General features: G+C 73.4%; 11 protein-coding genes and 1 pseudogene. 9 read left to right on the top strand and 3 right to left on the bottom strand.

Annotation, left to right across the window (positions count from 1 at the left end):
• Positions 1-21: 21 nt before the first annotated feature.
• Positions 22-1,305, bottom strand: a complete 1,284-nt coding sequence (locus QM611_RS02285) for an ATP-binding protein (RefSeq protein ID WP_415078285.1) — start codon at positions 1,303-1,305, stop codon at positions 22-24.
• Between the two features lie 119 nt (positions 1,306-1,424).
• Here QM611_RS02285 and hemQ point away from each other — a divergent pair, with 119 nt between their 5' ends.
• The 9 genes from hemQ to QM611_RS02330 all read left to right on the top strand — a co-directional run bounded on the left by hemQ (position 1,425) and on the right by QM611_RS02330 (position 9,984).
• A complete protein-coding gene (gene hemQ, locus QM611_RS02290) occupies positions 1,425-2,105 on the top strand; it encodes a hydrogen peroxide-dependent heme synthase (protein WP_415078286.1) in 681 nt (226 codons plus the stop codon).
• 16 nt (positions 2,106-2,121) lie between these two features.
• Complete coding sequence (gene hemC / locus QM611_RS02295; RefSeq protein ID WP_415078287.1) at positions 2,122-3,144, top strand: hydroxymethylbilane synthase; 1,023 nt, start codon at positions 2,122-2,124, stop codon at positions 3,142-3,144.
• The gene (locus tag QM611_RS02300) at positions 3,141-3,941 is read left to right on the top strand and encodes a uroporphyrinogen-III synthase (RefSeq protein ID WP_415078288.1); all 801 of its coding nucleotides are present in this window, start codon (positions 3,141-3,143) and stop codon (positions 3,939-3,941) included. The genes hemC and QM611_RS02300 overlap by 4 nt, the downstream gene beginning before the upstream one ends.
• Positions 3,938-4,945, top strand: a complete 1,008-nt coding sequence (gene hemB, locus QM611_RS02305; protein WP_415078289.1) for a porphobilinogen synthase — start codon at positions 3,938-3,940, stop codon at positions 4,943-4,945. Before QM611_RS02300 ends, hemB begins: the two co-directional genes overlap by 4 nt.
• Before the next feature lie 145 nt (positions 4,946-5,090).
• Entirely contained in the window at positions 5,091-6,410 is a 1,320-nt protein-coding gene (hemL, locus tag QM611_RS02310; protein WP_415078290.1) for a glutamate-1-semialdehyde 2,1-aminomutase, read from the top strand.
• Positions 6,411-6,668: 258 nt separating this feature from the next.
• The gene (gene cofD, locus QM611_RS02315; RefSeq protein ID WP_415078291.1) at positions 6,669-7,631 is read left to right on the top strand and encodes a 2-phospho-L-lactate transferase; all 963 of its coding nucleotides are present in this window, start codon (positions 6,669-6,671) and stop codon (positions 7,629-7,631) included.
• An 18-nt stretch (positions 7,632-7,649) separates the two neighbouring features.
• Positions 7,650-8,078 carry a very short patch repair endonuclease gene (locus tag QM611_RS02320; RefSeq protein ID WP_415078292.1) on the top strand — a complete coding sequence of 143 codons (429 nt, stop codon included), beginning with the start codon at positions 7,650-7,652 and terminating at the stop codon, positions 8,076-8,078.
• A gap of 38 nt (positions 8,079-8,116) precedes the next feature.
• Entirely contained in the window at positions 8,117-9,262 is a 1,146-nt protein-coding gene (locus tag QM611_RS02325; RefSeq protein ID WP_415078296.1) for a DNA cytosine methyltransferase, read from the top strand.
• 8 nt (positions 9,263-9,270) lie between these two features.
• A complete protein-coding gene (locus tag QM611_RS02330; protein WP_415078293.1) occupies positions 9,271-9,984 on the top strand; it encodes a GIY-YIG nuclease family protein in 714 nt (237 codons plus the stop codon).
• A gap of 125 nt (positions 9,985-10,109) precedes the next feature.
• On the opposite strand, the gene cofC is transcribed toward QM611_RS02330, so the two are convergent.
• On the bottom strand, positions 10,110-10,721 hold the full coding sequence (cofC, locus tag QM611_RS02335) for a 2-phospho-L-lactate guanylyltransferase (protein ID WP_415078294.1): 612 nt from the start codon (positions 10,719-10,721) through the stop codon (positions 10,110-10,112).
• A gap of 157 nt (positions 10,722-10,878) precedes the next feature.
• Positions 10,879-11,658, bottom strand: a pseudogene (locus QM611_RS02340) (4-hydroxyacetophenone monooxygenase); the annotation flags it as partial.

An 11,658-nucleotide genomic window follows, 5' to 3' on the forward strand; every position in this document is an offset into this window, starting at 1 on the left:
CGGTCGCGGGCGGTGTAGCGTTCACGCCCCGAGCAGCGCGGCAGGAACGATACCGATGCCATCGGCGCGGCGATATGCGGTCGGGCCCGTGGTGACGACGATCGCATCCGCAAGCCGGTCGCCGAGCCGTGCCTTCAGCCAGCGCAGGTGCCGCACGTCGTCGTCGCTCACCGACGCGGACAGCTTCACTTCGACGGCGACCACCGCGTTCTTGCGCTGCACGACGAAGTCGACCTCCCGGTCGCCATTCCTCGTCCGCAGGTGTGCCAGGCGGGCATCGTCGCGCGCGCAGTAGGCGTGCAGGCTCAGCGCGACCAACGCCTCGAAAAGACGGCCGAGGATGCTGCCGTAGGCCATGCTCATCCCCCGCACCACGTCGTTGCGGTCCGCGCCACCGCCGAGCAGTTCTTCCAGGTCGAGGTCGAGCAAACGAGCGCTGAGGGCGGGATCGGCCAGGTAGTGCTTCGGCGTCTGCGCCAGCCGCCCGAAGGCGTCGCCGTCGGGGGCCCAGGCCGGCACGGGGTCGAGAAGCCACAGGTTGGAGAGCACGTCGCGGTAGGCGATGGTCGTCGTCTTGGCCGGCTTGTCGGCCTCGCCTGGAGTCGCGCTGTCGAGTATTCGCGAGTAGCTGGCGGTGGTGCCGACGGCGGCGGCGTAGGCGCGCAACCAGCGACGCAGTGTGTCCGGCGCGCGCACAGTGAGCCCCTGGTCGGGGAACTCCCGTTGTATGACGTTGTCGATGTACGCGTCGAGCAGCAGTCCGCGCGCACGAGCGGGCTGGGGGCGGATGCCGGGAAAGCCCGACGCGGTGATCTCTTCGACGTAGTCGGAGAGGAGGACGGCGGAGTCGCCCGTCAGCGTGGCGTCGCCCTCGAGCAAGCGATCGAGCGAGACGGTCGCCGTGGCGATGCCGCGCTCGGCGAGGGCGAGCGGCCGCATCCGCACGGGAACGATGCGCCCCGCTCCGGAGTGGATCGCGGCTCCTTGCGGATAGGCGCTGCCGGTGAGCAGAAAGCGTCCCGGCTCCGCGCCGTCGTCGACCTGGCGGCGGACGCGATCCCAGACCTCCGGCATCCGCTGCCACTCGTCCAGAAGCACCGGAGGTTTCGCGCCCAGAAAGCGCTGCGGCTCGGCGGCCACGGTCTCGCGGACGAAGGGGTCGTCCAGGTCGACGACCGTGCGCGCCTGTCTGCGCGCGGATGCGGTCTTGCCCACACCTTTGGGGCCGTTGAGCGCGATGGCGGGAAGGATGTCGAGCAGCTCGGCGAGCTGGCTGTCGATGAGCCTCGGAAGGTAGGCGCTCATACTGCAACGCTACCATTAGCAGGCCTTCTACGCTACCATTAGCAGGACCATTGGACTACCGTCGGCCGTGCTGCCTTGTGCCGCTGGCCTCGCTCCGCGCGACGCGGGAGGATGGAGGCATGTCCGAGCCCCTCACCCCCGCAGACCCCGACGGCTACACGCTTTGGGCGGTGTGGCGGCGCGACCCGCAGCATCCCGTCACCGAACCCGACGAGCGCGAGCTCGCCGACATCACCGCCCACATCGAGGAGGGCGGGGTCACGGTGCGCGGCTTCTACGACGTGAGCGGACTGCGCGCCGATGCCGACCTCATGGTGTGGCTGCACGGCTCGCGCGCCGAAGACCTGCAGCGCGACCTGCGGCGGCTGCGTCGCACCGAGCTGCTGCGCCCGCTGCTGCCGACGTGGAACGCGATGGGCGTGCACCGCGACGCCGAGTTCAACCGCGCGCACGTGCCCGGGTTCCTCCGCGGCATCCCGCCCAAGGGCTGGCTGTGCCTGTACCCGTTCGTGCGCAGCTACGAGTGGTACCTGATTCCCGAAGAGGAGCGGCGGCGGATGCTGGCCGAGCACGGCCGCAAGGGCGCCGCGTTCACCGGGGTGACGGCCAACACCGTGGCCGCCTTCGCGCTCGGCGACTACGAGTGGCTGCTGCCGCTGGAAGCCGACGACGTCACCGAGCTCGTCGACCTCATGCGCGACCTGCGCTACACCGACGCGCGCCGCCATGTGCGCGAGGAGGTGCCGTTCTTCACCGGTCGCCGGCTCGAGCTCGGCGAGATCCCCGAGGTGCTGCAGTGACCGGGAGCCCGCGGCGATGACCGCGCTCCGGCTCGGCACCCGGCGCAGCGCGCTCGCCACCGCGCAGTCGCAGCAGGTCGCCGACGCGCTCGCCGCCGCGGCAGGGCGCCCCGTCGAGCTCGTGCCGATCGTGTCGGAGGGGGATGTCTCGCGCGCCTCGCTGTCGACGCTCGGCGGCCGCGGCGTCTTCGCGACGCGGCTGCGCGACGCGTTGCGTGCGGGGGAGTGCGACCTGCTCGTGCACTCGCTGAAAGACCTGCCGGCCGCGCAGCCCGACGATCTCGTGCTGGGCGCCATCCCGCCCCGCGAAGACGCGCGCGACGTGTGCGTCACCCGCGACGGCACGCCGGTGCACGCGCTCGCTGCGGGCGCGCGTGTGGGCACCGGCTCGCCGCGGCGCAGAGCGCAACTGCGACGCCGCAACCCCGGCGTCGACGTGCGCGACCTGCGCGGCAACGTCGATTCGCGCCTCCGGCGCGTGATCGACGGCGAGCTGGACGCCGTCATCCTCGCCGCCGCCGGAATCTCGCGCCTCGGCGACGCGCTCAGCCCCGAGGCGGCGGCACTCGAGCCCGAGCTGCTCGGGCTCGCCGAGTGGCCGACCGCCCCCGGGCAGGGGGCGCTCGGCGTCGAGACCCGCGCCGACGCCGACGATGCGCTGCTCGCCGCGCTGGCCGCGCTTGACGACATCGACACCCGGCTCGCCGTCACCGCCGAGCGAGCGGTGCTCGCCGGCCTCGACGCGGGCTGCAGCGCGCCGGTGGGCGCGCACGCCTGTGTCGACGGCGGCACACTGCGCGTGCGCGCGGTCGTCTATTCCCCCGACGGGTCGTTGCATATCGGTTCAGACTCGACAGCGCCGCTGCGCCCGACGGGACTCGCAGGTGAGGGGTATATTCGATCGCAGGGCAGTGGCAATGGCGCGGATGCTGCCGACGGCGACCCGATTGCCCGCGCCATCCAGGCCGGGAGTCTCGTCGCCCATCGGCTGCTCGAACGTGGAGCAGCCCATCTTGCACCACGAGAGTCACACGGATGAACACAGCCCGGCACGCAGCCCCCGCCAAGCCACTCACCGGCTGGCGGGTCCTTGTGCCGCGCGGCGGGCCGTGGGGCGACAGCGTCGCGGCGTCGTTGCGATTGCAAGGCGCGGTGCCCGTCGTCGCGCCGCTCATCGACTTCGCCTCGACGCGGGATCCTGCCACGCTCGACTCCGCGCTCGCCGACCTCGAGGCCGGCGCGTTCGACTGGCTGACTGTCACGAGCGCGACCACGGTCGACGTGCTGTTTGCGCACGGCACCCGCATCCCGCCCTCGACGCGGGTCGCCGCCGTGGGCGAGACGACCTCCGCGGCGCTGCAAGCCGTCGGGTACCGCGTCGACCTCGTGCCCGAGCGTGACAACTCCGCGGCGGGCATGGCCGAACAGCTGATCGAGCTCGAGCAGGAGCCTCGCCGCATCCTCACCCTGCGCAGCGAGATCGCCAAACCTGTGCTCACCAAGCGCCTCATCGAGGCCGGGCACGATGTGCGCAGCGTCGTCGCCTACCGCACGGTCGGCGTGCCGGTGACCGAGCGCATCGCGCGAGATGTCGCGAACGGCCGCATCAACGCGATCCTCGTGACCAGCGGCTCGGTCGCCGAGCAGGTGCGTCGGCAGTTCCCCGACCTGCCCGCGACGACGACCGTCGCCGCGATCGGCCCCCGCACCGCCCGCGACGCCCGCGGCTATGGGCTCACCGTCGACGTCGTGGCCAACCAGCAGACGGTCGCGTCGCTCATCGACGCGGTCGTCCGGTTCGCCGTGCCGCGCGAGACGGACGAGTCCGCGCTGTGAGCTTTCCTGCGCACCGCCCGCGCCGGCTGAGGCAGTCGCCCGCCGTGCGCCTGCTCGCGCGCGAGACCCACCTCGTGCCGTCGCAGCTCGTGCAGCCGCTGTTCGTGCGCGAGGGGCTTTCCGAGCCCGCGCCGATCGGGTCGATGCCCGGGGTCGAGCAGCACACGCTCGACTCGCTGCGGCGCGCGGCTGTCGCCGCCGCCGAGGCAGGCGTCGGCGGCGTCATGCTGTTCGGCGTCCCGGCCGCGCGCGACGCCGTGGGCTCGGGCGCCGACGACCCCGACGGGGTGTTGAACGTCGCGGTCTCGGCCGTCGCCGCCGAAGTCGGCGACGCGCTCGTCGTGCAGACCGACCTGTGCCTCGACGAGTTCACCGACCACGGGCACTGCGGCGTCCTTCGACAGGCTCAGGAACCGGGTGCGGCGGCGACAGTCGACAACGACGCCACGCTCGAGCGGTACGCGGCGATGGCCGTGGCGCAAGCCCGCGCCGGGTCGGCGATGCTCGGGCTGTCGGGCATGATGGACGGCCAGGTCGGGCACGTGCGCGCCGCGCTCGACGCGGCGGGCTTCGCCGACACCCTGCTGCTCGCGTACTCCGCGAAGTACGCCGGCGCGTTCTACGGGCCGTTCCGCGAGGCCGTCGACTCGCAGCTGCAGGGCGACCGCCGCACGTACCAGCTCGACCCCGCGAATGGGCGGGAGGGCGTGCGCGAAGCACTGCTCGACGTCGACGAGGGCGCCGACGTCGTCATGGTCAAGCCCGCCCTGCCCTACCTCGACGTGCTGGCCGCGGTGCGCGCCGCCGTCGATGTGCCGGTGTGGGCGTACCAGGTCTCCGGCGAGTACGCGATGATCGAGGCGGCCGCGGCCAACGGGTGGATCGACCGCCGCGGCGCCGTGCTCGAGGCGCTGCTCGGCATCCGCCGCGCGGGGGCCGACGCGGTGCTGACGTACTGGGCGACCGAGGTCGCCGGCTGGCTGGCGAGCCCGGTCGTTGAGTGAGCCGCGGGCGAGACGAAACGCGCCGAGCGTCACAACTCAGTCTGCGTGCACGCCGCCCCGCAGCTTCGCCGCGGGTTTCTGCGGCACACGCCCCACGCGCGATGCTGGCAGGCTGAGTTATGCCCACGCATGAAGGAAGACACCGATGACCGATCGCAATGACGAGCTGTTCGCGCACGCCCGAGAGGTGATTCCGGGCGGGGTGAACTCGCCCGTGCGCGCGTACGGCTCAGTGGGTGGCGCGCCCCGCTTCATCGCGTCGGCGCGCGGGCCGCACGTGACCGATGCCGCCGGCACCGAGTACGTCGACCTCGTCGCGTCGTGGGGCCCCGCGTTGCTCGGGCACGCGCACCCGGCGGTCGTCGAGGCCGTGCGGGAAGCGGCCTCCCGCGGCCTGTCCTTCGGCGCGCCGACCGAGGGCGAGTCCGAGCTCGCCGACCTCATTGCCGAGCGGGTCGAACCGGTCGAGCGCGTGCGGCTCGTCTCGACTGGCACCGAGGCGACGATGACCGCCATCCGCCTCGCCCGCGGATTCACCGGCCGAGACCTGCTCGTGAAGTTTGCCGGGCACTACCACGGGCATTCCGACGGACTGCTCGCCGAGGCCGGCTCGGGCGTTGCGACACTCGCCCTGCCGGGGTCGGCCGGGGTGCCCGCACCGGTCGCAGCGCAGACGCTGGTCGTGCCGTACAACGACCTCGACGCGGTGCGCGAGGTGTTCGCCGCGCACGGCGACCGCATCGCCGCCGTCATCGTCGAGGCCGCCGCCGCCAACATGGGCGTCGTGGCGCCGCTGCCCGGCTTCAACGCCGCCCTCGCCGACCTCGCGCACGCGCACGGCGCGCTGCTCATCCTCGACGAGGTGCTCACCGGGTTCCGCGTGCACCCCGCCGGCTACTGGGGACTGCAGCACGACGCCGGCGAGCACTACACGCCCGACCTGCTCACGTTCGGCAAGGTCGTCGGGGGAGGGATGCCGCTGGCCGCCCTCGGCGGACGGGCCGACGTGATGGACCGGCTCGCGCCGCTCGGGCCCGTCTACCAGGCGGGCACGCTGAGCGGCAACCCGCTGTCGGTCGCCGCGGGCGTCGCGACGCTGCGGCACGCGACGCCGGAGGTGTACGAGCGCGTGGACGCCGCGGCATCCGTCGTCTCCTCGGCGCTGTCGGCCGCGCTGTCGGCCGCGGGCGTCGAGCACGTGGTGCCGCGGGCGGGATCGCTGCTGGGCGTGGCGTTCACGGCGGCGCACCCGGCGTCGTACGCCGAGGCGCTCGCGCAGGAGTCGTGGCGCTACCCGCCGTTGTTCCACGCGATGCTCGACGCCGGGGTGTCGCTGCCGCCGAGCGTGTTCGAGGCGTGGTTCCTCACCGCGGCGCACGACGCTGCGGCTCTGGCGCGTGTTGTCGGCGCGTTGCCGGCGGCGGCGCGCGCCGCCGCTTCGGCGTCCCCGCCCTCCGGTCGTTGAGCGAGGCCCGCAGTGCCGAGACGAAACGCGCCGAGCCGCCGTGGCGCCGCTGGCTCGCCACGTTTCGTCTCCTCGCTGCGCTCGTCGCTCAACGACCGAGGGGGCGTGTTGTGCCGGGTTGGGGTGGAGGATGCGGCGCGGGGCGCCACTTTCGCGGGGGGCGAGACGCCGCAGCGGCCTCGAGGGGGCGTGTTGTGCCGGGTTGGGGTGGAGGATGCGGCGCGATGCGCCACCTTCGCGCGGCGGTAGCCTGACGTGGTGCCCGAAACCCGCGTCGTCGTGCTCGCCGGCGGCGTCGGCGGCGCCAAGTTCACGCTCGGAGTGCGCGAAGCGCTCGCCCGTCGCGGCGATCCGCCGGCCACCGTCGTGGTCAACACCGGCGACGACCTGTGGCTCAGCGGCATCCGGCTGCAGCCCGACGTCGACTCGATCCTGTACGCGCTCGCCGGCGTCAACGACACCGAGCGCGGCTGGGGCCGCCAGGGCGACTCCGAGCGCGTCAATCGCGAGCTACAGGAGTGGGGCGCCGGCTGGCCGTGGTTCACGCTCGGCGACCTCGACCTCGGCACGCACCTGGCCCGCACCGGATGGCTGCGCGACGGCCTCACGCCGACGCAGGTCGTCGCCCGGTTGAGCGAGCGGTGGCCGCTCGGTGTGCGCCTCGTGCCCATGACCGACGCCGAGGTCGACACCCGCGTCGTGCTGCACGACCACAGCAGCCTGCACTTCCAGGAGTGGTGGACCCGCCACCGCGCGACCCTCGCCCCCGCGCGGTTCGAGAACCCCGGCATCGAGACCGCGCGCCCCGCGCCCGGGGTGCTGGAGGCGATCGCTGCCGCCGACGTCGTGCTGCTCGCGCCATCCAATCCCGTCGTGTCGATCGGGCCGATCCTGGCAGTGCCGGGCATCCGCGAGGCGCTCCGCGAGACCTCCGCGCGCGTCGTCGGCGTCTCGCCGGTCATCGGCGGGCGCGTCGTGCGCGGGATGGCGGATGTCTGCCTCGCCGCGATCGGCGTCGACACCGCCGCCGACGCGGTCGCCGCGCACTACGGCGCACGATCCGCGCAGGGAGTGCTCGACGCGTGGCTGCTCGCCGAGGAGGACTCCGGGCTCGCCGCGGGCGTGGCGGCAGCCGGCATCCGTCCCGTCGTCGCTCCGCTGTGGATGCGGGATGCCGCAGCCTCCGCCGCGATCGTGGATGCCGCCCTGGCCGCGATCTAGCCGGTTTATCATTCCCCCGTGGGCGAGTCGTGGGCGACCAGCGAGGCGACGCGGCGGTCGATGCTCGGCAACCGGTCGCGCGACACCACGCCTGAGCTCGCCGTGCGCCGCCGACTGCACGCGCTGGGCTACCGCTATCGCGTCGATGTGCGGCCCGAGCCGGCGATCCGCCGCCGCGCCGACGTCGTGTTCACGCGGCAGCGCGTCGCGGTGTTCATCGACGGATGCTTCTGGCACCAGTGCCCCGAGCACTTCCGCATGCCGGCGGCCAACCGCGAGTACTGGTCGGCCAAGATCGAGCGCAACCACGAGCGCGACGCCGAGACGTCGGCGCGGCTCGCCGAGGCGGGCTGGACGGTGCTGCGGTTCTGGGAGCACGAGCCGGTCGACGAGATCGTGGAGCGGATCGCGGATGCCGTGGCCCGGCGTCGCCCGCGCGGCGCCTGAGCCGTGTCGGGGGCCGTTGGTACCGTGAGGACGTGTCGATGATCACGCCGCTGCGCCCGCGCCCGAGGGCACTCGAGTTCTTCGCCGGCGTGGGCCTTGCCCGCCTCGGGCTCGAAGACGCCGGCTTCGACGTCGTGTGGGCGAACGATTACGAGCCCGACAAGCATGCGATGTACTCCCGGCAGTTCGGCGACGAGGGCCACGAGTACGTGGTGGGGGATGTCGGCAACGTCGCCGCCGCCGATCTGCCCGACGACATCGCGCTCGCGTGGGCGTCGTCGCCGTGCACCGACCTGTCGCTCGCCGGCACCCGCACGGGCCTGTCCGGCCGCGAGTCGAGCGCATTCTGGTCGTGGGTCGACGTGCTGCGCGCGATGGAGCAGCCGCCCGAGATCGTCGTGCTCGAGAACGTGATCGGGCTCGCGACATCCCACGCCGGCGACGATCTGCGCGCCGCCATCCGCGCGCTCAACGCCCTCGACTACTCGATCGACCTGCTCGCGCTCGACGCGCGCCGATTCGTGCCGCAGTCGCGGCCGCGCATGTTCTTGGTCGGGCTGAAGCACCCGCCGACGGGCGAGGCCGACGCCGTCAGCTCCGAGCTGCGGCCCGACTGGGCCCAGCAGTTCTACGCCGACGACAGCCTGCGCATGCACCGCGCGCCGCTGCCCGCGCCGCCGCCGTTCCTGCTCGACGGGTTCGGCGAGGTCGTCGAGCGCATGGCGCTCAGCGACGAGCGGTGGTGGGATGCCGCGCGCACCGAGGCGTTCGTCCGCTCGCTGTCGCCGATGCAGCGAGAGCGCCTGCGCGAGCTGCGGCGGAGTGCGGGCGTCAAGCACCGCACGGCCTACCGGCGCACGCGCAACGGCGTCGCGGTGTGGGAGGTGCGCGCCGACGACGTCGCCGGCTGTCTGCGCACCGCGCGCGGCGGCTCGTCGAAGCAGGCCGTCGTGCGGCTCGGCAACGGGCGGCTGAAGGTGCGGTGGATGACGCCGCTCGAGTACGCGCGGCTCATGGGCGCGGGCGACTACGACCTGACCGGCGCGCGCACGAACCAGGCGCTGTTCGCCTTCGGCGACGCGGTCGCCGCCCCCGCCGTGGCGTGGCTCGCGCACGAGTACCTGGTGCCGCACCTGCAGGGCCGGTGGCAGACCGCCCACGCGCTTGAGGAGCGCTTGGCTTAGGAGCGCCGATGCCGATCGCCCGGAGAGACCAGCCGCCCCGCCCGGTGCAGCTCATTCGCGCCGAGCTCGCCCGGCTGATGACCACCCGCGATCCGGTTCGCCCCGAACGGGCGATCGGCGACGCGGTTGGCGTGTACGCGTACTACGACTTCGACGGCGAGCCGATCTACGTGGGCCAGACGTCGTCGGCGTTCCGCGATCGGGTCGGGCGGCACCTGACCGGACAGCGCTCGGATGCCGTGGCGAAGTTCATCCTCGACCCGTTCGAGGTCGCGGAGGTCGAGCTGTGGAGCGTGCCGGGCGTCGTCGAGTTGGCAAACCCGGACGACCCGGTCAAGCCGCCGACGACGGCGCAGAAGCGGGCGTTCCTCAATCCGTTCGAGTACACCGTGTATCTGCGGCTCGAGGAGCAGAGCACGTTCCACGCGGTGCTGAACGAGGGGATGATCCATCCCACCGAGACCGTGGAGCTGCCCCCGTCGGTGCGTGGCCGCATCATCCCCGACGAGCTGTGGGAGGACCGCAAGCACGCCGATGTGCGCATCGCCCGAAGGGCCTCGACGATCTCCCGGCTGTCGCAGATGATCGCCGAGCGCGAAGTGTCGGGAGGGATGCGGCGGACCCTCCTGCTGCAGGCGCAGCGGCTCGCGTGGCTGGCGGAGCGCCGCATCCACGAGATCGGCGCCGAGCAGTCCGAGGAGCTCGACCTCTTCGACGACTAGCCCCGGTCGCCTCGCGAGGCCCGGAGGGCCGAGACGAAACGCGGTTCCCGTCGTGCGGCGGAGGCTCGGCGCGTTTCGTCTCGCCTGCGGCTCGCGAGGCGACCGGGGGTGCGGCTGCGGCTCGGTCAGCGACCGGGGGTTGCCGCGAGCAGAGCGGCCGTGCGCGGGCCGAGCCCGCGCGACGCGGCGTCGGCCAGCTGCGCGGCGGTGTCGACGTCGCGGCGCAGGGTCGAGGCATCCCGGATCCCCAGCGCCACGCACCCCTGCGCGACGTGCCGCACGAACGAGCCCTCGCCGAAGGCGGGGGAGAACGGGATGCCGCGCCGCGTCGTCACGAGCGTCGTGCCGGTGCCCTCGGCATCCGCCACCGCCCCGAGCTCGACGTCCGCCGCGAGGCGCAACGCGGCGTCGAGGTCGTCGGGGCGCAGCGCCGGCAGATCGCCGAGCAACACGGCGCGCGCGGTGTCGCCGGCGGCGTCGAGCCCGTATGCGATCGCCGGGTTGAGCCCGCGCGGAGCCGGCTCGGCGACGGCGCGCGCTTTTGGGATGCCGGCGAGCGTGGCGGTTGTCTCCGCATCGTCGGTCACCACGACCACCGTCGTGACCAGGGCGGCCGCGGCGACAGCCTCGATCGTGTCGAGCGCGATCGCGCGGGCCAGCGCGGCGCGGTCGAGGCCCGGCACCGCGAGCCGCGACTTGCCGTTGCCCTTGACGGGCACGACGACGGCCCAGCTCACTTGGCGTCCCCGTGCCTGACCGTTGAGCTTCCTGGCCGTTGAGCGAGCCGCAGGCGAGTCGAAACGCGGTGCCTTGCGCGTGGCGGTGGTCCCGTGCGTTTCGACTCGCTCCGCTCGCTCAACGACCGGCGGTTCTCAGGCCTCCGCGACGCGCGCATCACAGCGCCTCGCCGCGCACCGGCACGAGGAACTCCGAACCGTCTGTCGCGAGCCGCTCGCGGAACGCGTCGACCGTGCCCGGCCACAGCAGCGTGAGCCGGCCCGACCGCTCGTCGACATACCAGTTGCGGCATCCACCCGCGATCCACGGGGTGGCGCGCGCGGCCCGGTCGATCTCGGCGGTGTACGCCGCTTCGACGGCGGGGTCGACGCGCAGCACCTCGGCCCCTGAGCCTGTCGAAGCGCGCCGCGCGAGCGCACGGGCGATGTAGGCGGCCTGCTCTTCCATCATGAGCACCGACGAGTTGTGCCCGAGCGACGCGTTCGGCCCGTCGACGACGAAGAGGTTCGGGAAGCCCGCCACCACCGTCGACGCGAACGACGTCATGCCCGCCGACCAGTGCTCGGCGAGGGTGCCGTGCTCGCCGCGCACGAGGTCGGCGTACGGCTGCCGCGTCGAGGCGAAGCCGGTCGCGAGCACGACCGCGTCGACCTTGTGGGTCGCGCCGTCGGCCGCCACGAGCGTGTTGCCGCGCACAGCGGCGAGGGCCGCGGGCTGGAGGGTCACAGCGTCCGACGCGACGGCGGGGTAGAAGTCGTCCGACAGCAGCACGCGCTTGCAGCCGAACGCGTAGTCGGGGGTCAGCGCGCGCCGCAGCGCGGGGTCGGCGACCTGCGACGCGAGGTGCTGCTCGGCGATCGCGCGTGCCGCGGCGGCCGCGGCGGCGTCGCCCGACCGCGACGCGTGGCGGGCCTCGCCCTCCGCGTAGAGCTCGGC

It is taken from the genome of Microbacterium sp., assembly GCF_047606685.1.
Classification (GTDB): Bacteria; Actinomycetota; Actinomycetes; order Actinomycetales; family Microbacteriaceae; genus Microbacterium.